Annotated in this window: 22 protein-coding genes and 2 pseudogenes; 12 read left to right on the top strand and 12 right to left on the bottom strand. The window is 63.9% G+C overall.

Annotated elements, in window-relative coordinates; genetic code table 11:
- Positions 1-62 precede the first annotated feature (62 nt).
- From NKH43_RS01880 to NKH43_RS01870, 3 genes are all read left to right on the top strand, one after another.
- Positions 63-791: an SDR family oxidoreductase gene (locus NKH43_RS01880; RefSeq protein ID WP_352856340.1), complete on the top strand. Its 729-nt coding sequence runs from the start codon at positions 63-65 to the stop codon at positions 789-791.
- Positions 792-888: 97 nt separating this feature from the next.
- Entirely contained in the window at positions 889-1,134 is a 246-nt protein-coding gene (locus NKH43_RS01875; protein WP_023719385.1) for an Atu4866 domain-containing protein, read from the top strand.
- Positions 1,135-1,644: 510 nt separating this feature from the next.
- The gene (locus NKH43_RS01870; RefSeq protein ID WP_023719384.1) at positions 1,645-1,899 is read left to right on the top strand and encodes a DUF768 domain-containing protein; all 255 of its coding nucleotides are present in this window, start codon (positions 1,645-1,647) and stop codon (positions 1,897-1,899) included.
- A gap of 61 nt (positions 1,900-1,960) precedes the next feature.
- Here the strand turns inward: NKH43_RS01870 and NKH43_RS01865 are convergent.
- From NKH43_RS01865 to NKH43_RS01855, 3 genes and pseudogenes are all read right to left on the bottom strand, one after another.
- Positions 1,961-3,087 (bottom strand): annotated as a pseudogene (locus NKH43_RS01865) (DmpA family aminopeptidase).
- A gap of 7 nt (positions 3,088-3,094) precedes the next feature.
- A complete protein-coding gene (xseA, locus tag NKH43_RS01860) occupies positions 3,095-4,660 on the bottom strand; it encodes an exodeoxyribonuclease VII large subunit (RefSeq protein ID WP_352482369.1) in 1,566 nt (521 codons plus the stop codon).
- A complete protein-coding gene (locus NKH43_RS01855; protein WP_352856292.1) occupies positions 4,657-5,955 on the bottom strand; it encodes a LysR substrate-binding domain-containing protein in 1,299 nt (432 codons plus the stop codon). The genes xseA and NKH43_RS01855 overlap by 4 nt, the downstream gene beginning before the upstream one ends.
- On the opposite strand from NKH43_RS01855, the gene NKH43_RS01850 reads away from it, so the two are divergent.
- A complete protein-coding gene (locus NKH43_RS01850) occupies positions 5,839-7,197 on the top strand; it encodes an MFS transporter (RefSeq protein ID WP_502906446.1) in 1,359 nt (452 codons plus the stop codon). The genes NKH43_RS01855 and NKH43_RS01850 overlap by 117 nt on opposite strands.
- A gap of 61 nt (positions 7,198-7,258) precedes the next feature.
- Here NKH43_RS01850 and NKH43_RS01845 read toward each other — a convergent pair whose 3' ends face one another.
- Positions 7,259-8,215, bottom strand: coding sequence for a LysR substrate-binding domain-containing protein (locus NKH43_RS01845; protein WP_023716458.1), 957 nt, complete (start codon positions 8,213-8,215; stop codon positions 7,259-7,261).
- Between the two features lie 178 nt (positions 8,216-8,393).
- On the opposite strand from NKH43_RS01845, the gene NKH43_RS01840 reads away from it, so the two are divergent.
- The gene (locus NKH43_RS01840) at positions 8,394-8,684 is read left to right on the top strand and encodes a DUF1127 domain-containing protein (protein ID WP_352856289.1); all 291 of its coding nucleotides are present in this window, start codon (positions 8,394-8,396) and stop codon (positions 8,682-8,684) included.
- A 176-nt stretch (positions 8,685-8,860) separates the two neighbouring features.
- Here NKH43_RS01840 and NKH43_RS01835 read toward each other — a convergent pair whose 3' ends face one another.
- The 4 genes from NKH43_RS01835 to NKH43_RS01820 all read right to left on the bottom strand — a co-directional run bounded on the left by NKH43_RS01835 (position 8,861) and on the right by NKH43_RS01820 (position 13,047).
- Complete coding sequence (locus NKH43_RS01835; protein WP_352791183.1) at positions 8,861-9,937, bottom strand: DUF937 domain-containing protein; 1,077 nt, start codon at positions 9,935-9,937, stop codon at positions 8,861-8,863.
- 102 nt (positions 9,938-10,039) lie between these two features.
- A complete protein-coding gene (locus tag NKH43_RS01830; RefSeq protein WP_352641499.1) occupies positions 10,040-11,413 on the bottom strand; it encodes a glutamate--cysteine ligase in 1,374 nt (457 codons plus the stop codon).
- A 204-nt stretch (positions 11,414-11,617) separates the two neighbouring features.
- On the bottom strand, positions 11,618-12,352 hold the full coding sequence (locus tag NKH43_RS01825; protein WP_352592621.1) for a 16S rRNA (uracil(1498)-N(3))-methyltransferase: 735 nt from the start codon (positions 12,350-12,352) through the stop codon (positions 11,618-11,620).
- Between the two features lie 32 nt (positions 12,353-12,384).
- Entirely contained in the window at positions 12,385-13,047 is a 663-nt protein-coding gene (locus tag NKH43_RS01820) for a hypothetical protein (protein WP_352482363.1), read from the bottom strand.
- 74 nt (positions 13,048-13,121) lie between these two features.
- Between NKH43_RS01820 and NKH43_RS01815 the strand changes: the two genes are divergently transcribed.
- Both NKH43_RS01815 and NKH43_RS01810 read left to right on the top strand, forming a co-directional pair.
- Positions 13,122-13,820, top strand: coding sequence for a type 1 glutamine amidotransferase (locus NKH43_RS01815; protein ID WP_023716464.1), 699 nt, complete (start codon positions 13,122-13,124; stop codon positions 13,818-13,820).
- Positions 13,821-14,111: 291 nt separating this feature from the next.
- A complete protein-coding gene (locus NKH43_RS01810) occupies positions 14,112-14,252 on the top strand; it encodes a hypothetical protein (RefSeq protein ID WP_023716466.1) in 141 nt (46 codons plus the stop codon).
- 28 nt (positions 14,253-14,280) lie between these two features.
- Here the strand turns inward: NKH43_RS01810 and NKH43_RS01805 are convergent, their stop codons facing one another.
- The 3 genes from NKH43_RS01805 to NKH43_RS01795 are packed head-to-tail and all read right to left on the bottom strand — an operon-like array spanning position 14,281 to position 17,085.
- Positions 14,281-15,051 (bottom strand): metallophosphoesterase family protein, encoded by a 771-nt coding sequence (locus NKH43_RS01805; RefSeq protein ID WP_023716467.1) that lies wholly within the window; start codon positions 15,049-15,051, stop codon positions 14,281-14,283.
- A gap of 38 nt (positions 15,052-15,089) precedes the next feature.
- Positions 15,090-16,226, bottom strand: a complete 1,137-nt coding sequence (locus NKH43_RS01800; RefSeq protein ID WP_023716468.1) for an alpha-hydroxy acid oxidase — start codon at positions 16,224-16,226, stop codon at positions 15,090-15,092.
- A 55-nt stretch (positions 16,227-16,281) separates the two neighbouring features.
- A complete protein-coding gene (locus NKH43_RS01795; RefSeq protein ID WP_352482361.1) occupies positions 16,282-17,085 on the bottom strand; it encodes a FadR/GntR family transcriptional regulator in 804 nt (267 codons plus the stop codon).
- A 364-nt stretch (positions 17,086-17,449) separates the two neighbouring features.
- On the opposite strand from NKH43_RS01795, the gene NKH43_RS01790 reads away from it, so the two are divergent.
- The 5 genes and pseudogenes from NKH43_RS01790 (at position 17,450) to glcF (ending at position 23,627) form a co-directional block, all read left to right on the top strand.
- Positions 17,450-18,733 (top strand): DUF3422 family protein, encoded by a 1,284-nt coding sequence (locus NKH43_RS01790; protein WP_352856339.1) that lies wholly within the window; start codon positions 17,450-17,452, stop codon positions 18,731-18,733.
- 138 nt (positions 18,734-18,871) lie between these two features.
- Positions 18,872-20,368, top strand: coding sequence for an FAD-linked oxidase C-terminal domain-containing protein (locus tag NKH43_RS01785; RefSeq protein ID WP_352856287.1), 1,497 nt, complete (start codon positions 18,872-18,874; stop codon positions 20,366-20,368).
- A 222-nt stretch (positions 20,369-20,590) separates the two neighbouring features.
- Positions 20,591-21,847 (top strand): FAD-binding protein, encoded by a 1,257-nt coding sequence (locus NKH43_RS01780; protein ID WP_352856286.1) that lies wholly within the window; start codon positions 20,591-20,593, stop codon positions 21,845-21,847.
- Positions 21,844-22,227, top strand: a complete 384-nt coding sequence (locus NKH43_RS01775) for a DUF4870 family protein (protein ID WP_352856284.1) — start codon at positions 21,844-21,846, stop codon at positions 22,225-22,227. Before NKH43_RS01780 ends, NKH43_RS01775 begins: the two co-directional genes overlap by 4 nt.
- A gap of 68 nt (positions 22,228-22,295) precedes the next feature.
- Positions 22,296-23,627: pseudogene (glcF, locus tag NKH43_RS01770) on the top strand (glycolate oxidase subunit GlcF).
- A 12-nt stretch (positions 23,628-23,639) separates the two neighbouring features.
- On the opposite strand, the gene NKH43_RS01765 reads toward glcF, so the two are convergent.
- Entirely contained in the window at positions 23,640-24,560 is a 921-nt protein-coding gene (locus NKH43_RS01765) for a bifunctional 5,10-methylenetetrahydrofolate dehydrogenase/5,10-methenyltetrahydrofolate cyclohydrolase (RefSeq protein WP_352856283.1), read from the bottom strand.
- Positions 24,561-24,759: the final 199 nt, after the last annotated feature.

Genomic DNA, 24,759 nt, shown 5'->3' with positions numbered 1-24,759 from the left:
CGCGGGAGCTCACCCGCACGCCATCCCTTCACATCGTGAAAAGAACCAAAAGGATCATCTCGATGACCATGAACAAAGTTGTTCTGATCACCGGTGCCTCCAGCGGCATCGGTGCTGGCATCGCCCGCGAACTTGGCGCGGCAGGTGCAAAGCTGATGCTTGGCGCACGGCGCACCGACCGCCTTGAAGTCCTCGCAGCAGAAATCGAGGCAGCTGGTGGAATCGTTCGCGTACGAGCGCTCGACGTCACCAAAAGGGCGGATGTCGCAGCATTCGCCGATGCTGCGCGGGCCGAATGGGGCCAGGTCGACGTCATCGTCAACAATGCGGGCGTCATGCCGCTCTCGGCCATGGCAGCCATGAAGGTCGACGAGTGGGAGCTGATGGTGGACGTCAACATCAAAGGTGTTCTGTACGGCGTCGCGGCGGTGCTGCCGGAGATGACGGCACGCGGCTCCGGGCATATCATCAATATCGGTTCCATCGGCGCACTGGCCGTCTCGCCCACGGCTGCCGTTTATTGCGCAACGAAATACGCTGTCCGCGCGATTTCCGATGGGCTCCGCCAGGAGAGTGACGATATCCGCGTAACCTGCATTCATCCCGGTGTGGTGGAAAGCGAGCTGGCCAACACGATCACGGACGAAGCCGCTGCCGCCGCCATGAAAACCTGGCGTGCTATTGCCCTGCAACCCGATGCCATCGCCAGGGCAGTGCGCTACGCAATCGAACAGCCCGACGATGTCGATGTCAACGAGATCGTCGTGCGTCCGACGAAGGCGGCGCATTGATGCGATCCACTTTGGCCGCAATGCTTACGGGTATTGCCGTTGCTGTAGCCCCAACCGGCCTGACCCTTCCTTCAACTCCAATCCTTGCGGAGAATCAATGACGCGCCAAGATCACCCCTATGTCGGAATGTGGGTCACCGAGGATCGCCATATCAGGCACGAACTCCTGCCGAACGGCCGTTATGACGAAGCGCGCGGTGACCGCGAGAGCGCCTATCGGGGACGCTATGAAGTGCAGGGCAACCACATAGAATACTGGGACGATACGGGCTTCACCGCGGACGGTGAGTTCGTCGAAGGCGTTCTCTATCATGCCGGCATGATCCTTTATCGCCAGCGGTAGAGAGCCACCCTGAGACAAGCAATTCAGGGTTCCACAAGACGCTATTGCATGCCTTGCATGAGGCGCTCGGCAGTTTGCACCACAAGGCCGCCACACCACATATCTCCCAGCAAGCGCGGCGGAAAGAAGCAGGATCGCGGGCAGAGTCGACATTGCAAATGGTTGTCACTATATAGCGGCGGCTTTGACGGCTCGCCTTTTACGTGATGCCGGCGAGTGCGCGGTAAATGTGCTTAGCTATTGTGTTATCTATTGTGATCTAAAACGGCTTGAAAACCGAAAAAAAGCAAATAGAAACAATAGCGCGGGTCAAACGAGTTTCGTCGAGAGAATCAGTCCTCAAGAACCAGAACGTGCTCCTTGAACCCACCATTCCCTTCAGCTCTGTGGACCTCGGACAAGTTCGGCTTGCCGGGCGAAGCCGACTCGGCTCGAATGGCAGCACGCATCTTTTCGAAGATGCCGACGTTTATGATTACCAATCGGCATAGCCGCTAGGGAAACAGCAGTATGAGTGAACACGCGATCGAGTTCTTGCGCGGGTGGATTGGCGAAAAAGTCCATTGCCAGCCCTCGCCAGCCAGAATCGAGAAGCAGGCCGAGACCCTCGCGAGGGAATGTGCGGCCAAAGCTGCCGAAGCCGGCATACCCCTGGAGGATATCCAGGAAGAGGTCGGCGACATTCAGGAGCTCATTGCTTCGAGGCTCGAAGAGGCGGCCGAGGCCGATCAGGACGAGCAGAATTCCAACAAGCCTGCCGGCTGACGGATCGCCCCCGGCAAAACCTGCCGGGCGATTATTGCCTGTCTGATGCAGTTGCGCGGTCTTATCGCCGCGCAGCCTTGCCAAATCTCTCCTCGAGCCATGCTTTCGGCAACGCCGGCACGAAATTGCCGTCGCGCCCGGTCATGTCATCATTGGCGACCAGCGCGTTGAGGATGGCTTCCTCCACGCTCTGAACGACGGCGTCGAAGAACGGGTTGATGTCGGCATCCGGTATGTAGCCGGCGCTGACCAGCTTGCCGGCGGCGCCGCGCGCCGCATCGGCATTGGCCGTGCTGACGGCGAGAAAAATATCGCCGGATGAATTGTATCCATAGCCGCCGGTCAGCGCGACGCCGAGCGGCACGCGTTTCGCCAGTCTTTTCAACTGATGCGGCATGAATGGCGCATCGGTGGCGACGATCGCGATGATCGAGCTCTTTTCCGCTCGCGGCGTGTTGTCCCGGATCGCCGTTCGGCGAGTTCCGCTCCGGCCCTGACGCCACGCACGACAAGGTTCCGCCGCGCACCGAAATTCGACTGGACGAAGCAGCCGATCGTGAAACGCTCTCCGTTCCAGTCGACGCTGCGCGAGGATGTGCCCGATCCCGCCTTGAAGCCAAAGGTGATCATGCCGGTGCCGCCGCCGACGCTGCCCTCTTCGATCGGCCCGCTTTCAGCCATCTCGAGCGCCGAAAATACATGCTCGAAGCTCACATGGTGGCCGTTGATGTCGTTTAGAAAGCCGTCATAAGTCTCGCCCGCTACCGGCAGTGCCCAGGCGCTGTCGAGCGATTGCGGCAGCACCTTCTGCATCCAGCGCAGCGTTGCGTCGCGGCTGACGCCGCAGGAATGCGTGTTGGTGATGGTGATGGGAAGATTGAACGCTCCGAGTTCCTCTATCAGATGCGAGCCGGTCAGTTCGCCATTGCCATTGGCGCTGAACACGCCGGCGAACGCCGGTACGGCCAGTTCGCCCCTGGGCCGTGGCAGGATCGCGGTCACGCCGGTGCGTACTGGACCCTTGCCGACAACGGGCGGCCCGTCCCCTGAGATCAGCGTGGTATAGCCGACCGTCACGCCAGGCACATCGGTGATGGCGTTGAAGCGGCCCGGCGTGCCATCGAATGGGATCGCGAAGGCGCGGGCGCGCGGTTTGCCCGAGGGCGTCGCAAGATGAGGGTCGGTCATTTCTTCCTCAGAAAAGCGAACCTTGGCCGCCCGGCGCCTTGAGCTTGGCCGCGGGCTTGGCAACCGTCTTCGGCCGCGCCGTGCCACTGATGGCGACTGCATCCGCGGTGCCGTCGGCGAACTCCAGCGAAAGCGCCATTCCCGACACCACGTCCGTCGCATGCTTGACCACCGCGCCGTCCACATCCTTGACCAGTGCGAAGCCCCGCGCCAGCACGGCCTTGTGCGAGAGCGTCGCCAGCAACCGATCGGCCTGCGTCAGTTTTCCACGCAGACGGTCCAGTCGTCTCGAAATCGCGTGGTCCTGCCGCCGCGTCAGGGCCAGCAGGGCATCGCCTTGCAGTTTCTGCCGCCTCGCGATCGGCGCCGGTGACAGTCTGGCCGCCGTGCGCGAAAACCGCGCCCGACGCTCGCGCACGATGGCAAGGAACGCCGCTTGCGCACGGGCGAGGTCGCGGCGGGTCAGCGTGCGGGCTTCGTTCATGCGCCGCGACAAGGTGGCCGGCGTCAGCCGCTGCCCCAGAAGCCTGGCCCGCTTGCGCTCGACGCTGACCGACAGCGCCCGGCCAAGCCGGCTCGTCGCCTCGTCGAAGCGCCGCCGCGGCAGCGCCAGCAACTGGTCGGGCGAGGGCAGCGCACGGGCGGCCGCGCGCGCCGCTTGCCGCTTGCGTTCGAAATTGCGCGACACCGCGGTGTTCAACCGTGCGCTGAGACCGGCAAGCGTCGCTTCGAGGTCGACCTTGACCGGCACGGCGATTTCGGCGGCGCCCGTCGGCGTCGGCGCCCGCACATCCGCGGCCAGATCGACCAGCGTCCAGTCGGTCTCGTGGCCGACCGCGGAAATCAACGGAATGGCCGAAGCGGCGACGGCCCGGGCGAGCGCTTCGTCGTTGAAGCCCCACAGATCCTCCAGGCTGCCGCCGCCGCGTGCCACGATCAACAGGTCGGGCCGCGGGATGGCGCCGTCCCATGGCAGTGCGTTGAAGCCGTTGACAGCAGCGGTCACCTCCGCTCCCGCCATTTCGCCCTGCACCCGCACCGGCCAGACGAGCACATGCAGCGGAAAGCGGTCCTTGATGCGGTGGATGATGTCGCGGATGACGGCGCCTGTCGGCGAGGTGACGACGCCGATGACGCGCGGCATGAAGGGCAGCAGGCGCTTGCGGCCGGCGTCGAACAGGCCTTCGGCCTGCAGCCGGCGCTTGCGCTCTTCCAGCAGCGCCATCAGCGCGCCGGCACCGGCCGGCTCAAGATTGTCGATGACGATCTGGTAGTTGGACTTTCCGGGATAGGTGGTCAGCCTGCCGGTGGCGATCACCTCCATGCCTTCCTCTGGACGGAATTTCAGCCGGCTCATCGTGGTCTTCCACACCACGGCGTCGAGCCGCGCGCGATCGTCCTTCAGGCAGAAATAGGCATGGCCGGAGGAATGCGGCCCGCGATAGCCGGAAATCTCGCCGCGCACCCGTACATTGCCGAAGACGTCCTCGACCGTGCGCTTCAGCGCGCCGGAAATCTCGCTCACCGTATACTCGGTGGCGTTGGTGCGTGATTCGGATGCTGTGTCGCTCATCGGCCGATTGGGGGACGGTTGTTGGCCGCCGTCAAGGCGCCTGTATCCGGCCGCGTGTCATAACGCGATCCCATCATCTCGCTACGGCCAAAAAATTCGGCAGCCAGATAATCGCTGAACGCTCGAACTGCCGGCAACAGGCTGCGCCCCGAAGGCGACAGCAAAGTGATCCCAGCTTCTCCCGCCGTCCATTGCGGCAGGATGCGTTGCAATATGCCATTGCCTGTTTCGGCCTGGCAGAAATAGGCCGGCAGCGCCACGATCCCCAGGCCCGCGATGGCAGCCTGTTTCAGTGTTCCCAGATCGTCGCTGCGCAAGCGCGCCGTGAACGGCATCAGCACAGTCTCGCCGCCGGTGTTGCGCAGATTCCAGACCGCCCCGCCGGTCGGCCCGTTCAATGCCAGGCCGCCATGGCCGGCAAGGTCCTGTGGGCTTGTCAGTATGCCTGCGCCGGCAAGATAGATGGGTGCGGCGAAAAGGTGCCAGGGCGTCGGCGCGAACCGACGCTGGATCAGGCTGGAATCGGGCAGCGGCTCGACATGGCCGCGAAGTGCAAGGTCAAACCCCTCGTCGACAAGATCCACATACCTGTTGGTCGCGTGCTGGATGATGTTTACCTTGGGAAACTTTAAAAGGAACCGGGGTAGCAATTCCGCCAGGAACGACTGCGCCATGCCGATCGAGCAGGTGAAGCGGACCGTACCGCTGGGCTCGGCCAGTCGTCGCGCCGCGGCGCCTTCGGCCGATTCCGCCTCGACCAGCATTCCCACAGCAAACTGATAGACCTCCTGGCCGATATCAGTGACGGCGAAGCTGCGGGAGGTTCGCTGGATAAGACAGACGCCCAGCTGTTTCTCGAGCTCGATGATGCGCCGGCTGATGTTGGACTTTGATCGTCCAAGCGCGTGGCTTGCGGCAGTGAAGCTCTGTTTCTCGACCACCTTCGCAAAATAATAAAGATCGTTCAGATCCAGCACAGTCGCACATCGTTGCCAATAGAGGACGATACTTCCAGTTCTATGCCATTTTGGCTGTTTCGTCCAGATACTACCTTGCCAATTGCCGCGCTGATCAGCGGGTGCTGGGCTCCATTTGGAAAAGGAATAGGCATGACCGACCAGTTGAATATGAGCCACCACTCGAGCGTGGCTGACGTATCGGCCCGACCACGGTTTAGTCTGGTTTTGACATTGCTGGCTTTTGCCCAGCTTATTATTTCGATCGACTACAATATCGTTTTTGTCGCTTTGCCCGAAATCGGCCTGGGCCTCGGCTTCTCGGCGCAGACCCTGCAATGGGTCGTGAGTGCGTATGCGGTTGCGTTTGGCGGCTTCCTCTTGCTTGGAGGCAGGGCATCCGACCTGCTTGGGCGTCGGCGAATGTTCGTTTTCGGGCTTGTCCTCTACGCAGTGTCTTCGCTGGTCGGCGGTTTCGCCACGACGCCTCAGATCCTGATTGCCGCGCGCGCCGTGCAGGGCTTGGGCGGCGCTTTTCTTTTCCCGGCCACCCTGTCGCTGGTCAACACCACCTTCAGCGAAGGTCGCGAACGCAATATCGCTTTGTCCGTATGGGCCGGCTCTGGTGCCGGGGGCATGGTTCTGGGCTCGTTGCTTGGCGGCGTGCTGACCCAGGCATTCGGCTGGGAGGCGGTGTTCTTCGTCAACGTGCCTTTGGCCGGCATCGCGATCGTGGCGGCCTTTCCGGTGATTCTAGGAGACAGCGGGTACCAGTCAGGCGGCAAGTTCGATCTGCCGGGCGCATTGACGGCGACGGTCGGTACCACCCTGCTCGTTTTCACGCTCGTCCAGGGTCCAGAGTACGGCTGGGCCTCACAGGGTATTCTGGTCAGCGCTGCCGTTGGGATCCTGTTGCTGGCGCTCTTCGTGGCCATAGAGGCGCATAGCCGCGACCCGTTGCTGCCGCTGCGGCTGCTGGCCAACCGCAACCTCAGCACCGGCGTCGTCACCACATTCCTGTTCACCGCCACGTTCGGTTCTTTGCTCTATTTCCTGTCTTTCTACTTCCAGACAGTGCAGGGCTTCGGCGTTCTGCAGACTGGTTTCGCCTTCATGGTCCCGATGTTGGCCGTCTTGTCGGGCAATGCGCTGAGCGGTCGGATGGCGACCCGTCTGGGTACACGAAACACGCTCGTCATCAGCCTTGCGATCGGCGCGATTGGTACGGCGGCCCTGGGCATGGCCATGTCGGCGGACAGCACTTATGCCGACCTGGTCCCCGGACTGATTGTCTTCAGCCTCGGCGGCGGCATCACCTTTCCAACAATGTTCGCAGCCGCAGCCAAGGGCGTTGCCGCGCATGAGCAAGGCATCGCCTCAGGCATTGCATCCACGGGTCAGCAGGTCGGTAGCGCGGTGGGGCTGGCTATCCTGGTAGCCGTTGCAAACGCCGGCACCGGCGGTTTGACAGGAGAAGCGCTGCGCGTCGCTACCGCGGAAGGTGTGCGGATGGCCGTCTATCTCGCCGCTGCCGGTACTGCGGCGATGATCCTCGTCGCACTGAATTTCCGTCGTCATTGAGGCCGAACTTGCTTCAGCTCCGCGGTGGCGGGGCCCCCATGGCGCTATGAGACACGAAACCCTACCAGCCCGGCAGGATCTGGTTTGGCTTGGTCCGCTTCATCTTCGCGAAGGCGAGGGCGGCGAAATCGAACGTGCCGGTCTCCTCGCCGAGCGGCACGGAAATATTGTCGAGGCTTTCCGAAATATGGCGGGCGAGCGCGTCGACGATCTCCGGCCGCGAGGTCTGGCCGCGCATGATGCCGATGCGGCAATCGGGCAGGGCGCCGAAACCGTCGGCCTCGCCCAGCACCCGCATGCCGGGCCGCAGCGCGCATTCCGGCAGCACCGAGATCGCCAGGCCGGAAAGCACCGCCGCGGCGATAACGGTGGCCGAGAAGCTGGTGAACAGGATGCGGTAGTCGCGGTTCTGCTGGTCGAGCACGTCGGCGGCGGCCCGCCGCCAGATGCAGTTCGGCCGGCCGAAGGCCATCGGCAGGATCGGCTGCTCATGCGTCGCATGATTGGCCGAGGTAACCCACAGCAGCGGTTCGCGCCGCACCACTTCCGATTGGCCGCGCGCGTCATTGTGCGTCACCAGCGCCAGGTCGAGATTGCCGCGCTTGATGTGTTCGACCAGTCCCGGCGTCGGTTCGCAGATAACGGTCAGTTCGACATGCGGGTTGGAACGGGCAAACCGCGCCATGATCTCGGGCAGGAAGCGATCGGCATAGTCGTCCGGCGTGCCGATGCGGATGGTGCCTTCGAGCCGGCGGTCGTCGAAGGCGGCCAGTGTTTCCTTGTTGAGATAGAGCAGCCGCCTTGCGTAGGAGAGCAGTCTGTCGCCTTCCTCGGTCAGCCGGTTGGTGCGGCCGTCTTTTTCGAACAGCGGCTTGCCGATCCGCTCTTCGAGCCGCCGCATCTGCATCGACACTGCAGACTGGGTGCGATGCACGGCTTCCGCCGCGCGGGTAAAGCTGCCGGTGTCGACAATCGAGATGAAGGTCTGCAACTGATCGAGATCGAGCGGCGCTTTCATCGGTCTAATCCATCATTGATGTTGATGCTAAAGATTAGAAACATTCGTTGGATTAATCAATCGCGCCGTGGCAAATTCCGACTGTCCACATGAAGGCATGTGAATCGAAGCCGGAACGGCCGCTGTCGCCAGCGCCCGATCGACTGGTTTCGCTTGTTCGAATGTGAAGGAGACCGACATGGCTACGTTTGATTTCGCTACCGAGACCTCGCGCATCACCTCGCGTCCGGCCGTTGCGACGCGCGTGGCCAATGCCGCTGCCAATGTTTACCGCGCCTGGAAAAACCGTCGCGCCTTTTGTCGCCTCGGCGAGATGTCGGATGCCGAGCTCGCCGACATCGGCCTGACCCGCGCCGACCTGCACGTCGCTGTCGGTGTGCCCTTTGGCCGCGATCCGACCGAGAGGCTTCGCGTCATCGCGGTCGAGCGCGCCGAAACGATCGAGGATATTGCCCGCAAGGTGGCCTGATCGCACAAATTCGCGATTTTGGTCGCATTGAACCTTTTTGAGGCACGAAGCCACCAAGTTACGCAGGCTCCCCACTCCCTGCCGGATCCCCCCGGCCAGCCTGCGCGCTGCCCGGTCCTCCCAGGACCGGGCTTTCTTTTTTGGGCGGCACTGATGATTGGATGCCGGTGTCTAGTCTACCGCCGGCCCATACCCTGCTTGAACTGGTCGAAGATCGACTCCATGCCTTTCTGGTAGTCGTCGCGCTGCTGGGCACCCGTCTCGAACATCTTGCCGAACAGGTCGTCGAACGGATTTCTCGGCCTGCCGCTCGGATTGGCCTGCGGCTGCGGCGCCTGGGGCTGCTGGGGCGCCTGACGCGCCTGCGGCTGCGGTTGTTGCGCACCACCGCCGAACATGTCCTGCAGTACTTTGCCGAGCGGATTGTCACCATAAGGGTTCTGTGTCTGCTGGGGCTGGTTCTGCGGCTGCTGCGGCTGTTGCGCGCCGCCGCCGAACATGTCCTGCAGCACCTTGCCGAGTGGATTGTCGCCATAAGGGTTCTGTGTCTGCTGCGGCTGGGTTTGCGGCTGCTGCCCGCCGCCGAACATGTCCTGCAACAGCTTGCCGAGCGGGTTGTCGCCGTAAGGGCTCTGCGTCTGTTGCGGCTGCTGTGCGCCGCCGAACATATCCTGCAGGACCTTGCCGAGCGGATTGTCCGCCGGGCCTGCAGGCTGAGGGGCCGGCGCCTGGCTGCCGCCGCCCGCCTGCCACATCATCTGCTCGATGAGCTCGCCGAGCGGATTGCCGCCGCCGGGCCCACCCCCTGCCGCATGCATCTGCCCGCCTAACTGGTTGGTGGTCTGCTTGAACAGCCCGCCCATCATCATCGAGGCAATTGCCGGCAGCATCTGCTGCAACACCCGCTGGCTGACACCGCTCGCCTGCGCGGCCTGGCTGGCGACGGCGCGTGACAGATCCTTCGAGCCGAACAAATGCCCCAGAATTCCGTTGCCTTCATCGAGGCCCTGCGGCGAGAAGGCCCGGCTTGCATCCTCGAAATATTTGGCGTGCTGGCCGCTGGCCATCGCCGTCATGAAGGAGCCGAGTCCATAAGGGTCCGCTGTGTTGCGCTTCAGCCCCTGCGAAAAGGCCGGCAGCAGCGCCGCGACCGCCGCCTGCGTCTGCTGCTGCGAAAGCCCGAACTGCTGGGCCAGCGCCTGCATGCCATTGCCGTTCTGGGCCTGTGCCAGAATATCGAACAAGGAAGGCATTGTTTTCTCCTCCGGCAAATCCTCGTTTGGAGAAGCCTAGTTCGTTTCCATCACTGATTGAAGCGAATTTGCCGGACCGTGGCTCATGCGGATAGCGAAGCGTTAATACGCGTATTCCATGAACACCGGCTCGATCGAGCCGCCCCAGCGTGTGTGGTAGGCCGACAGCATCTCTTCGGCGCTGGTCGTGCCGCGCGCGACGACCTCGTCGAGCGTGTTGAGGAACGAGGTCTCGTCATAGCCGTCGCGGTTCTTGCGGCCGCGGTTCTTCAGTCCCATGCGCGAGATGACGAGCACGTCGCGGGCGATCTCGCGCAACGTCGTGTTGCGGAAGGGCGCTGAAATGCCCTGTTCCGGCACTGCGTTGCGCATTGCCAGCACTTCGTCATAACTCCAGCTCGAAGTCAGCGCCTCGGCCGCGTCGAGCGCAGCCGCATCGTAGAGCAGCCCGACCCAGAAGGCCGGCAGCGCGCAGATGCGCCGCCACGGCCCGCCATCGGCGCCGCGCATTTCGAGAAAGCGCTTCAGCCGCACGTCCGGGAACAGCGTCGACAGATGGTTCGCCCAGTCGCCCATCGTCGGCAGCCCGTCCGGCAGTTCGTTATGGGCAGCACCTGCCATGAACTGGCGGAAGGTGATGTGCGTCATGTCATGGTACTGGCCGTCGCGGATGACGAAATACATCGGCACGTCGAGCGCCCATTCGACATAATCGGCAAAGCCGAAATCGGGCGAGAAGCAGAATTCGAGCAGGCCGGAGCGCTGGTTGTCGGTGTCGCGCCAGATCTCGCCGCGCCAGCTCTGCAGGCCGTTCGGCCGACTTTCGGTGAAGGGCGAGTTGGCAAACAGCGCCGTCGACAGTGGCTGCAATTTCAGCGACACCTGCATCTTGCGGCGCATGTCGGCTTCGCTCTCGAAGTCGAGGTTCACCTGGATGGTGCAGGTCCGGTACATCATGTCGAGGCCCTTGGTACCGACCTTGGGCATGTAGCGGGTCATGATCTCGTAGCGCGATTTCGGCATTTTCGGCGTCTCGGCCAGCGACCATTTCGGGCTGCCGCCAAGGCCGAGAAAACGAATGCCCATCGGTTCGGCGATCTCGCGTACCTGCGCCAGATGCGCATTGCCTTCGCGGCAGGTCTGGTGGATCGTCTCCAGCGGCGCGCCGGACAGCTCGAACTGGCCGCCGGGTTCCAGCGAGATCGCGCCCTGGCCGGTCGGCTCGACCAGGCCGATGATGCGGCCGGCATCCATGATCGGGTCCCAGCCGAGTTTGTCCTGCATGCCTTCGAGGATGGCGCGGATGCCGCGCTCGCCGCCATAGGGCACCGGCGCATTGCCGTCGATATAGAACGGGAATTTCTCGTGCTCGGTGCCGATCCGCCATTTGTCGCGCGGCTTGTTGCCTTCGGCCAGGTGCTCGACGAGTTCGTCGACGCTTTCTATCGGCCGGAAATCGGTAGTATCGCGCGCCATAATAGCCCTCCGCACATGACCCCGAAAATCGGCTTCGATTTTCGGAAAGGATCATGTGCCCAATCAATATGCTACAGCGTCCTTTGCGCGCCCGAAAGGACGCGCTGCGCTGCAGAGCGGCCGGACGACCGCCGGCGCTAGATGGACGAAATGTCAGTAGCCGATCAAGCGAAAAATCCTGAGCCAGAGGGTAACGGGAATTGATCACCAATCGCCGATTGTCGCCTGGATCAGCGCCAGTGCCGCCACCGCCGCCGTATCCGCTCGCAGGATGCGCGGCCCGAGCGGAATGGCGGTAACGAACGGCAGCGCTCTCAGCATCCTGCGTTCCTCGTCGGAAAAGCCGCCCTCCGGCCCGACCAGCAGCGCGAGCTTGTTCTCCCGCACCGCCTGCAATGCCGGCAGGGGATTGTTGGTGGCGGCATCCTCGTCGCAGAAGATCAACCGCCGCCCCTTGTCCCAGCCTGCCAGCAGACGCTCGAACCTTTCCGCTTCGCGCACCTCCGGCACCGCCAGTATGCCGCATTGTTCGGCCGCCTCGACGACATTGGCGCGCAGGCGCTCGATGCCGGGTCTTGCCACTTGCGTGTGCTGGGTGATGACCGGCTGCAGGATGCCGGCGCCCATCTCCACCACCTTCTGCACGAGGTAGTCGAGGCGTCCTTGCTTCAGCGGCGCGAAGCAATAGACGAGATCGGGCAGCGGCGGCTGCGGCCGCTGCAATTCCAGCACCTTCAGGCGCAACGCCTTCTTCGATTTCGCGGCGATCGCCGCCGACCATTCGCCGTCGCGGCCGTTGAACACCAGAATTTCGGCGCCTTCGCCGAGCCGCAGCACATGCGAGAGATAATGGCTCTGCTGCGGGCCGACGTCGAACTCGGTATCCGGTCCAAGCTCGTCCGGTACGAACAGCCGCTGCATCTTGTAATTGGCGCGCATCGCGGAGGAATGCGGCAACGTCACCCTCGGCGTCAAGCCTCGGCCGAAGGATGCCAGACAGGCTCGTAGCCTTGCTGCAGCACCGAAACAGTTGTCGCCGGCGTGAGCATGTGGATTGGACCGTCGGTAAAACCGCCGAACCCCACCGGTTCGCGATAGCCGCCGAAACTCCAGGACAGCGCGGCGCCGTCAAACAGGGCGTACGCCCTGTTTCCTGACGAGATCATCGTGCCGTCCGGCAAGTCCGCAAGCGCCTCCGGTTCCAGTCTCGGCGCCGGTCCGCCCGATGCCAGGCGCTCCTTGTGCAGGCGCTTGTCGAGTTGCGGCGCGCGCGGCTCGGCAATCCCGAAGGCGTCGCCGAAGCGCTGGACAAAATCCCTGGCTCGCTCGCGCCGGCAGAAAAAGCACGGCCGGTGCCCGGCCGCCAGCGCCGTCACCTCGTCGAGGAAAAACAGTTCGGTCCAGCCGGCCTTGCCGCCCAATTGGTCGTCGCTTTGCCGGTTGCGCCCCATCGGCTCGCGCCGCACATTGCGGAATTCGCAGACGCAGATGATCCAGGCTTGCAGCGCCCAGCGCTTCTTCAACAGCGTTCTCGTCTCGGCGTCGTGAATGATGCCGCGATTGCCCATGAACAGGCCGCGCTCCGGCACGGCATGGATGGCGCCGAACGGATCGACCCGGTTTTGCAGTGGCATAGGCGTTCCTTGTTGGCTGCGATGCTGGCGCCATGATATCGCTCGCTGCATCTATTTCATGTCAGCAGGTTTCGATGCGGGTCTTGGTCGTCCAGAACTTCGACAATGAGGGCCTTGGCCAGATCGGCGCGGCGCTTGTCGAGGCCGGCGCCGATATCGACCTGCGCCGGCCCTATCGCGGCGACGCGCTGCCGCAAGATAGCGGCGGGCATGACGCCATGGTGGTGCTCGGCGGCGCCCAGAATGCACTGGACGACGAGCTCTGTCCTTATTTTCCGGGCCTGCTCGACCTGACGCGCGATTTTGCCGAGAGGGATCGCGCGGTGCTCGGCATCTGCCTTGGCGGCCAGTTGGTCGCGCGCGCCTTTGGCGGCGAGAACCAGATCGGCGGTGCTTCGGAGTTCGGCTGGCACGAGGTCGCGCTCACCGCGGCCGCGAACGCCGATCCGGTGCTCGCCGCCTTGCCCGAAAAATTCCCGATCTTCGAATGGCACGACGACACCTTTGTCTTGCCTGAGAGGGCCGTGCGGCTGGCCGGCAACGCCGTCGCCGAGAACCAGGCGTTCCGCATCGGCCGCGCCGTCTATGGCTTCCAGTTCCATTTCGAGGCCGACCGGCCGATGGTTCGCGACTGGAGCACCTCCTTCGCACCGCTGATTGCCGAGCGGCATCCTGAATGGGCAGGTCGGCTCGACGATGAAATGGCCCGCAACGGACCGCAAGCCGATGCCGCCGGCCTGGCCATCGCCCGCGCCTGGGTGGCGACGATCTGACGACTCATACAGCCAACGTTGCCTATTTGGCGACGTTGCATATTTGGCACGCGGCGCCAAATCCGCCGGGGATAACGCGTTTCATCCTTGGCCTGTGTCAATCCGCTAGCCTAAAAGGCGCCGCTCTGCATCTTCCGTGCAACCGCGATGAACCTATCCTGTGACCCGCGCGACACACCGCCGATACAGAACATGCCTAGAAGCGCGAAACCGTCAGACATTTGCGACGAATTTTGCGTTTCAACGCATTGGTAACCCGCTCGTGCATAGATGCAGGAAGCTCAACAAGAGATGACGTCCGTGAAAGCAGCCTTTTTGTCCTTTGCCATGTTGTCGGCCATTGTCTTGTGCGGCCTCGGCATTTATTCCGCCGACGCAGCCAACAACCACAATGCCGTCGACGGCTACGGCGTCACCGCCGCGCTTCGCTAGACCCTCTGCTCATAACCCCACGCCTTCCCTAAGCCCGCTCACCCGTGACTGTCAGGATATGCTTGTCCGCGCCGTCCACGACGAGCGCGGTGAGGTTTCCCGACTGCCAGGCGAGGGTGTCGACATTGACGCGGTTGCCTGTGATCTCGGGCTTGGGCACCGGCGTATGGCCGTGCACCACGATCTTGGGATGAAGACCGGTGTGATCGTGGAAGACCTCGCGGATCCAGATCAGGTCCTGCGGGCTCTGGCTTTCCAGCGCAATGCCGGGCCGGATGCCGGCATGGCAGAAGAAGAAATCGCCGAACGTCACTGAAAAGGGCAGCGAGCGCAGGAATTCGACATGGTTCTGCGGCACCGCCTCGACCAGTGCGGCGTGCCCTTGCCGCAATGCCGCATCGGCGCGGCCAAACCAGGCGCTGCTCCCACCAAGTGACACACCATACGACAGCGCCGTCTGGATGCCGCCATAGCGCATGAACAGCCCGTCCTGATCGGGGACATCGAGAAAATCGAGAAAGCCGAGATCATGATTCCCGGCCAGCATCAGGTGACGCGGATCGCGTTTTTGCGCGTCGATCAGGAAATCGATGACGCCTTTGGAGTCCGGGCCGCGGTCGACATAGTCGCCGAGATGGATCACGCGCCAATCGGCCGACGGCCTTTGACCGAGCTCCGCCTCGATCCGCCGGTGCATGGCGGCCAGCAGGTCGAGCCGGCCGTGCACATCGCCGATCGCATAAAGGCGCATGCCTTGCGGTCCGCGCGCCTCGTAAAAATTGATGCCGGGCTCCGTCAATGCCTGCGTCGCCTCCGTGATCATGCTGTCACGGGACTTTAGCGCCGAAGCTGATCCTTGCCCATGTCGGTGACCAGACGCTTTCCGCACAGTGCCAGCGTTATGTCCATCTCCTTGCGGATGATTTCCAGCGCCTTGGTAACCCCTTCCTTGCCGAGTGCGCCGAGGCCGTACAGGAAAGGCCGGCCGATATAGGTGCCCTTGGCGCCGAGGCACAGTGCTTTGAGCACGTCCTGGCCGGAACGGATGCCGCCGTCCATATGCACCTCGATCGTGTCGCCGACGGCATCGGCGATCTCTTCGAGCGCCATGATCGATGACGAGGCGCCGTCGAGCTGGCGGCCGCCATGGTTGGAAACGATGATCGCATCGGCACCCGACCTGGCCGCCATCATCGCATCTTCCTTGTCGAGAATGCCTTTCAGGATCAGCTTGCCGCCCCAGCGCTCCTTGATCCAGGCGACGTCCTTCCACGACAGATGCGGATCGAACTGCTCCTTCGTCCACGACGAAAGCGAGGCGAGGTCGCCGACGCCCTTGGCATGGCCGACGATGTTGCGGAAGCTCCGGCGCTTGGTCCCGGCCATGCCGACGCACCAGCGCGGCCTTGTCGCCATCTGCCAGAGGTGCTTCGGCGTCATCCGCGGCGGCGCCGAAAGCCCGTTGCGGATATCCTTGTGGCGCTGGCCCAGGATCTGCAGGTCGAGCGTCAGCACCAGCGCCGAACATTTCGCCGCCTTTGCCCGGTCGATCAAATCGAAGACGAAATCCTTGTCGCGCAGCACATAGAGCTGGAACCAGAACGGCTTCCTGGTCACCGACGCGACATCCTCGATCGAGCAGATGCTCATCGTAGACAGCGTGAACGGCACGCCGAATTCTTCCGCCGCCTGCGCCGCCAGCATCTCGCCGTCCGGATGCTGCATGCCGGTCATGCCGGTCGGCGCCAGCGCCACCGGCATCGCCACCTTCTCGCCGATCATGGTCGATTCCAGCGAGCGGTTGTCCATGTCGACCAGCACGCGCTGGCGGAACTTGATCTTTTGGAAATCCTCTTCGTTGGCTCGGTAGGTGCTTTCGGTCCAGGCGCCGGAATCGGCGTAGTCGAAGAACATCTTCGGCACACGGCGGCGCGCCAGGTCCTTGAGGTCGGCGATGGTGAGGATGCTGCTCATGGATCTTTTTCCGCTGGTTCTTCGCTGGTTCGTCGTTGAATTTTCTGGCCGCGGCCTACGGCTGTTTTCTTGCCGGCTCGCCATCACCGGGCTCGGAGCGCTGCCTGAGCCTCAGCCGCGACACGCGCTGCCAGTCGCCGCTGCGCTCCGCCTCGGCCATCGACCGTTCGACATAGGAGATGTGGTCCATCGCAGCCTGCCGCGCCGCGGCCGGATCGCCGGCCTTGACCGCGGTGTAGATTGCCCGGTGCTGCGAAAGCAGCGCCTCGCGCGCACCCGGCACGCTGAACACCAGCCGCCGGTTCTGGAACACGCCTTCCGACAGCAGCCGGTAACAGGCGCGCAGCGTGTGCAGCAGGATGATGTTGTGCGCGCATTCGCAGATCGCGTGATGGAACTCAACGTCGATTTCCGCCTCGTCGTCGAAATTGCCGGTCCGGTGCGCCTCGTCCATCCGTGCCATGATGCGGTCGAGCAGCGCCAGATCGTCCGATGTGGCGCGCCGCGCCGCATATTCCGCCGCCACCGCCTCGATCTCGCGGCGGTACTCCAGATAGTCGGTCACCGCCTTGCGATGCATCGAGATCAGGTCGGCCACCGGCTTCGTGAACAGCTGGCCGATGACGTCGGCGACATGGGTGCCGCCGCCTGGCCGTGTCGTCAATAGCCCGCGCCCTTCCAAGGCTTTCAAGGCATCGCGCAGGATCGGCCGCGACACCTCGAACTGGCGCGCCAGCTCGCGCTCGCCCGGCAGCCGGTCGCCGGTGCGCAGCACGCCTTCGAGGATCAGGCTCTCGATCTGCTGCACCACCTCGTCGGCGGTGCGCGAATGCTCGATCCGGGAGAAAATGTCGCTCAAACGGGGTGCCTGGGGGTTGAACCGATGTCGCGCAAGATAAAGCCAGCGTCGCCAACTGGTCAAATTATTTATCCAATTCGCCCGGCCGGGTCGGTTTCACAGCCGCGGCTTCATATCACCTTCTGCTAAACTGGCTGTTTGCGTCCCCTGGCGATTGCCTCTAGAGCAATTCCAGGAAAAGTGTGAAACGGTTTTCCGTCCGGAATTGCGCAGAATCAAAGGGATAGAGCGGTTCGGCGTTTCCGTGAAACGATAAAACCGCTCTAGAGGGACATCATTGCCAAAGGGCTCAGAGAAGCCCGGGGGACCAGCCGTGCCAGACGCCGACCCGTCCAATCTCGAATTCCAGCTGCGCGCCAAAGCCATGGGCGGCAGCGTCATGGGCTTTCCGGCGCATGAAGGTCGGCCCGGCGCGCTCGGCGAGGTCCACGCCCGACCGCATCCGCTGGTCGAAAAGCCGCGCGTGCTGGTGCAGCTTTCCTTCATGACCGAAGGCGGCTCGAGCGTCGATCTGGCAGTGCTTTCGGAACTGTCGCAGCGCCTTGGTATTGCCGCGCCCGACCGCCATGCCCGCCATCACACGATGAAGTGGGGCAAGGGCTCGCTGCGCTGGGAACGGCACACGGAGTTCTCGACCTATCTCTGGGAAGGGCCGCTCGCCGAAAACGGCAGGGGGCAAGAAGATACCCCCTTCGGCAACGGGTTTTCGCCGCCGGGCACGGTGATTTCCGGCATCAGGCTCGAAATCCGCAAATGGACACCGGCGAACGAGCGGCTGATCGCCGGCTTCGACCCGACCAGCCTGTGCTATTCGCTGGTCGAGCGCGGCAACGCGGCCATCGTCACCGATTTTCGCCAGGATGGCGACGGCTTGACCCGCATGCTGGTGCTCGATCGCGGGCTGACACCGGCGCGCACCGGGGCGCTGTCGCAGCGGCTGATCGATATCGAGACCTACCGCACGCTGGCCATGCTTGGGCTGCCGCTGGCGCTGATGCTTTCGGGGCGTGCCCGCCGCATCGAGGACAGGCTGGCCCAGACCACGCTGGAAATGAAGGTCGCCGAAACCCGCGACAGCCAGACCTTGCTGGCCGACCTGACCGAACTTGCCGCCGAACTGGAGGCGGATGCCGCCTCCAGCCTCTACCGGTTCGGCGCCAGCCGTGCCTATGACGGCATCGTCGGCGAGCGGCTGGAGGCGCTCGAGGAAGAAGCCGTGCCCGGCTACGACACCTGGGGCGGGTTCCTGCAGCGGCGCGTCGCGCCGGCCATGCGCACCTGCCGTTCGGTCGAGGAGCGCCAGGCCAATCTGTCGCGCAAGCTGACCCGTGCCACCACGCTGCTGCGCACCTGGGTCGACGTCGAGGTCGAGAAGCAGAACCGCGATCTCTTGGCATCGATGAACAATCGCGCCCGCCTGCAATTGCGCCTGCAGCAGACGGTGGAAGGGCTGTCGGTCGCCGCCGTTTCCTACTATGTCGTCGGCCTCATCGGCTACGTCGCCAAGGGCGCCTCGATCTTCGGCCATGCCTTTGCGCCGGAAATGGTCACCGCCGCCTCGGTGCCGCTCGCCGTCCTGCTCGTCTGGTGGGGCGTGCGCCGTGTCCGCCGCATGCACTCCGAACCGGGCAAGCAGCCGGGCGAGTAGTGTGGGGCGCGCAGCGGCAGATTGCCGCTGCGAAAGGCTGTCCCGGCCATAGGCCCGCGATCCCGGCCAAAGCGGCATTTGCAACCGATAGCCGTCGCTGGTAAAAGATTTTTACCAGTCGGTCGAAGGAGGCTGTCGATGTCCGGTCTTGCGATGCCGAAACCAGACGACGCCACGCTGCGCCGGCGCGATGAGATCGTCGCCGATATGCGCATCATCGTGCCGGGCGAGGGCGTCGTCGACGCAGCCAATGCGATGCGCGCCTTCGAGAGCGATGGGCTCACCGCCTACCGGCAATTGCCGCTGGTCGTGGTGCTGCCGCAAACCGTGGCGCAGGTCTCGCGCGTGCTGAAATATTGCAGTGACCGCAATATCCGCGTCGTGCCGCGCGGCTCCGGCACCTCGCTCTCCGGCGGCGCGCTGCCGCTGGAAGACGCGGTGCTGCTGGTGATGAGCCGCTTCAACCGCATCCTCGAGATCGATTTCCAGAACCGCATCGTCGTCGCTCAGCCCGGCGTCACCAATCTCGGCATCACCACCGCCGTCGAGCAGGAGGGCTTCTATTACGCCCCCGATCCATCCTCCCAGATCGCCTGCTCGATCGGCGGCAATGTCGCGGAAAATTCCGGCGGCGTGCACTGCCTAAAATACGGTCTCACCGCCAATAATGTGCTTGGTATCGAGATGGTGCTGATGAATGGCGAGGTGGTGCGCCTCGGCGGCAGCCATCTCGACGCGGAAGGCTACGACCTGCTCGGCGTGATGACCGGCTCCGAAGGATTGCTCGGTGTCGTCACCGAGGTCACCGTCCGCATTTTGAAGAAGCCCGAGACGGCGCGTGCCCTGCTGATCGGCTTCCCGACCAGCGAGCAAGCCGGCCAATGTGTCGCCGACATCATCGGCGCCGGCATCATCCCGGGCGGCATGGAGATGATGGACCGCCCGGCCATCCACGCCGCCGAGGAATTCGTCCAGGCCCGCTATCCCCTGGATGTCGAGGCGCTGCTGATCGTCGAGCTGGACGGGCCGGGTGTCGAGGTCGACCATCTGATCGGCCTGGTCGAAGCCATTGCCTATAGGAACGGCTCGACCACATGCCGCATTTCGCAATCGGAGCAGGAGCGGCTGAGTTTCTGGGCCGGCCGCAAGGCAGCCTTCCCGGCGGTCGGCCGCATCTCGCCCGACTATTACTGCATGGACGGCACCATCCCGCGCAAGGAATTGCCGCGCGTCCTCGCCGGCATGCGCGAACTGTCGGAGAAATACGGGCTCGGCGTCGCAAATGTCTTCCACGCCGGCGACGGCAATCTGCATCCGCTGATCCTCTACGACGCCAACGTGCCCGGCGAGCTCGACAAGGCGGAGAGTTTCGGCGCCGACATATTGCGGCTCTGCGTCAAGGTCGGCGGCGTGCTGACCGGTGAGCACGGGGTCGGCGTCGAGAAGCGCGACCTGATGCCGGAAATGTTCAACCAGATCGATCTCGACCAGCAGATGCGCGTCAAATGCGCCTTCGACCCCAATCACCTGCTCAACCCGGGCAAGGTATTTCCGCAGCTGAGGCGATGCGCGGAGCTCGGGCGGATGCACGTGCATCGCGGGCAGCTGGCATTTCCGGACATTCCGAGGTTTTGAGGGTATGTTGGCGCTTGGACACCCCCCTCTGTCCTGCCGGACATCTCCCCCGCAAGGGGGGAGATTGGCTGCTTCAACGTCCTGCTCGCCTTCAAGCGTTGATGGTTGGCGAAAGCCTAAGCGACATCCGATCTCCCCCCTTGCGGGGGAGATGTCCGGCAGGACAGAGGGGGGTGGGAAGGATCGCGGCTTCTCGTCATTTACGACTGGTGGTTCTGCCGCATGACCACCTTCACCCCGACCACATCAGCGGAAACCCTCTCCACCATCGCCTGGGCCGCAGCGGAAGACTCGCCGCTCGAGATCCTCGGCCATGGTTCCAAGCGCGGCATCGGCCGGCCGCAGCAGAGCGAGCATACGCTCGACCTGTCGAACCTGTCCGGCGTCACGCTCTATGAGCCGGCCGAACTGGTGCTGTCGGCGAAAGCCGGCACGCCGCTGGCCGCGATCGAAAGCCTGCTTGCCGAAAACGGCCAGCAACTGGCCTTCGAGCCGATGGACTACGGCCCGCTGCTCGGCGGTGAACCAGGACGAGGCACGATCGGCGGCGTGCTGGCCGCGAACCTTTCCGGCCCGCGGCGGCTGAAGGCCGGGGCTGCGCGCGATCACATCCTTGGCATCGCGGCCGTTTCCGGCCGTGGCGAGGCCTTCAAGTCGGGCGGCCGTGTGGTCAAGAATGTCACCGGCTATGATCTGTCCAAGCTGATGGCCAACAGCTGGGGCACGCTGGCGGTGTTCACCGACGTCACCTTCAAGGTGCTTCCCGCTGCCGAGACCGAAGTCACGCTCGCCATCCGTGGCCTGCTCGACGATCATGCCACCGCCGCCATGGCGCTGGGGCTGGGTTCCAGCGCCGAAGTGTCGAGCGCTGCCCATCTTCCCGAACGCGTCGCCGCGCGGGTCGCCGGCGGCAGCCTCGGCAGCGACGCCGCGACGCTGCTGCGCATCGAGGGTTTCGGCCCGTCGGTCGCCTACCGCATCGCGGCGCTGAAAGACCTGCTGAAAAACGCCGGTCCGCTGCAGGAGATTTCCGGTTCGGTCTCGTATTCTGTCTGGCGTGACATCCGCGATTGCGCGCCGTTCGCCGATGGCAGCGAAAGGCCGGTGTGGCGCGTCTCGATGGCGCCGGCGCAGGGCCACCTTATGGTGCTGGCGCTGCGCATGCAGGCCGCGGTCGATGCCTTCTACGATTGGCAGGGCGGGCTGATCTGGCTGCGCATGCAGCAGGACGATCCAGAGGCCGGCCTGTTGCGCGGGCTGATCAGAAAGCATGGCGGCGGCCATGCCACGCTGGCTCGTGCAACCCCTGCGCATCGCGCGGCGATACCCGTGTTCGAACCGCAAGCGCCGCCTGTTGCAGCACTGTCGGCGCGGCTGAAGGCCGAATTCGACCCGAAGAATATCCTCAATCCCGGGCGTATGGCGCCGGGCGCAGGCTCTGCTACTCTCGCGCCAGCAACCGAGGGAGGAGCGCAATGAGCGATGCAGGCCAAAACGGTACGTCACGCCAGACCGACCGCTGGCTGGAGCCCGGTCCGACCAACGCGCTGGTCATCTATATCCTCTATCTCGCCGGCCTCGTTATCGGCGTCAGCGGCATTGTCGGCATCGTCCTGGCCTATATCAACCGCGGCAAGGCCGGCGGCTTCGTCGAAAGCCATTACGCATTGCTGATCCGCACCTTCTGGATCGGCCTGCTCTATGCACTGATCTCGGCGCTGCTGATGGTCGTGGTCGTCGGCGTCGTGCTGATGGTCGCTGTCGCCGTCTGGTTCATTGCCCGCTGCATTCTCGGCCTGCAGGCGCTGCAGCGCGGCGAGGCGGTCAAGAACCCGGAAAGCTGGTTCCTCGGACTATGAGCATGATCCCAAAAAGCGGATACCGGTTTTGGGAAAAGATCATGCTCAAACGGTAAGGATTCGTTTACGTGCAGACCTCCTTCTCGCTTGCCCAGCTTGCCGATCCGCATGTCGCGGAATCGGAAAAGATCCTGCGCAAATGCGTGCATTGCGGCTTCTGCACCGCCACCTGCCCGACTTATGTGACGCTCGGCAACGAACTGGATTCGCCGCGCGGCCGGATTTACCTGATCAAGGACATGCTGGAGAACGGCCGTCCCGCAGACAAGGAGATCGTCACCCATATCGACCGCTGCCTGTCCTGCCTCGCCTGCATGACCACCTGCCCGTCGGGCGTCAACTATATGCATCTGGTCGACCATGCCCGCGCCCATATCGAGCAGACCTACAAGCGTCCGCTGGCCGATCGCCTGACACGCGCCATGCTGGCGTTCGTGCTGCCTTATCCCTCGCGCTTTCGCGCGGCGCTCAAGCTGGCGAAGCTCGGCCAGCCATTCGCCGGCCTGTTCGAGAAAATCTAGGCCTTGAGGCCGCTGGGCGCCATGCTCGGGCTCGCACCGGCGTCGGTCCCGGCAGTCTCGCCGATGGCCTCGCCGGGCGTCCATGCGGGGCAGGGCGGCAAGAAAAATGGCCGCGTCGCCATCCTCACCGGCTGCGCGCAATCCGTGCTCGATCCCGGCATCAACGACACGGCGATTTCGCTGCTGACCCGGCTTGGTGTCGAGGTCGTCGTCCCGCAGGGCGAGGGCTGCTGCGGCGCATTGGTGCATCACATGGGACGCGAGGACGCTGCCTTGGCGTCGGCCCGACGGAACGTCGACGCCTGGACGCGCGCCATCGAGCAGGGCGGACTCGACGCCATCGTCATCACCGCATCCGGCTGCGGCACCACCATCAAGGATTATGGCTTCATGCTGCGCCTCGATCCTGCCTACGCCGACAAGGCGGCGCGCGTGTCGGCGCTGGCCAAGGACATCACCGAATATCTCGGGAGTCTCGACCTGCCGGAACCGGTGCGTAGACCGGGCACTATCGTCGCCTATCACTCGGCCTGCTCGATGCAGCATGGCCAGAAGATCACCCGCCAGCCGAAGGAGCTTCTGGTCCGGGCCGGGTTCGTCGTGCGCGAGCCGCGCGAAGGGCATCTCTGCTGCGGTTCTGCCGGCACCTACAACATCCTGCAGCCCGGGATTTCGGCGACGCTGCGCGACCGCAAGGTCAGGAATATCGAGGCGACCGGCGCTGAAATCGTCGCCACAGGCAACATCGGCTGCATCACCCAGATCGCCTCCGCCGCGACGCTGCCGGTGGTGCATACGATAAAGCTGCTCGACTGGGCCTATGGCGGGCCGAAGCCCGAAGGCGTTCGCGAAGACAGGGTGGTTGTCGCGGCCGAGTGATCCGCCAGTCGCCTACTCCGCCGCCAGTCTGTCCGCCGTGCCGTAGGTTGCCTGGTAGCGGGCGCGCTGGCGGCTGAGCGCCACCATCGTGTTGCGCGGCAGGATCGCCACGGTGATCGGGCCGACGCCGCCCGGCACCGGCGTGATCCACGACGCGACGTGCTTGACGCTCTCGGCATCGACGTCGCCGACGATGCGGCTTTCGCCGTCCGGTCCGATTTCCGAATTGATGCCGATATCAATCACGGCGGCGCCCGGCTTGACCATGTCGGCCTTGATCAGCCGCGGCTTGCCGACGGCCACGAACAGCGCGTCGGCGCGGCGTGCGTGTGCCGCCACCGAGCGTGTCATGTGATGGCAGACGGTTACCGTCGCGCCTTCGCTCATCAAAAGGAAGGCGATCGGCTTGCCGACGATCTCGGAGTGGCCGACGACCACCACTTCGAGCCCCTTGAGGTCGAGGCCGGTTTCCCTGAGCAGTTCGACCGAGGCAGCGGCAGTGCAGGGCGCCAGGTCGAGCTGGTTGTAGACGATGTTGCCGATCGACGCCGGATGCATGCCCTCGACGTCCTTGAGTGGATGCACCGCCGCCTGCAGCGTCTTGATCGGGATATGCACCGGCACCGGCCGCTGGATGATGATGCCGGTGACGCGCGGGTCGGCGTTGAGGCCGTGGATCGCAGCTTCGAGTTCGCCGGCGGTGATGTCGGCGCGAAAGCGCCTCTCCTCGAAGCCGATTCCGGCCAGCCCCGCCTTGGCGCGCTGGTTGCGGACATAGACGTCGACCGCCGCTGTGTCGCCGACGGTGATCGACACCAGCTTGGGCGGAAAGCCTTCGGCGGTGGCGATCGCCGCGTCCTCGCGCACGCTGGCGATGATGCGTTGGGCAACCGGGCCGCCCTTGAGATAGCGGCTGTCATCGGAGAGGGACATCGAGATAGGGCCTTTGTCTGGAATTTTGGCTGCCACATAGCAAAGGGACGGCGAAAAGGCAGCGCGAAAAGCGAACCGCTATGCCTGTCGCGCGACGTGCCGGCGAAATCTTCGTCAATTCTCGCTGGCGGAAACAAAAAGGGCAGCACGGCTTGCCGCGCTGCCCTTTCGTGACTGGCCGCATCCCCACACGGCCCGT

Source organism: Mesorhizobium sp. M1163 (assembly GCF_040318415.1).
Classification (GTDB): domain Bacteria; phylum Pseudomonadota; class Alphaproteobacteria; order Rhizobiales; family Rhizobiaceae; genus Mesorhizobium.
Note: the sequence above shows the minus strand (reverse complement) of the source record. Positions and strands in the feature narration are given on the sequence as shown.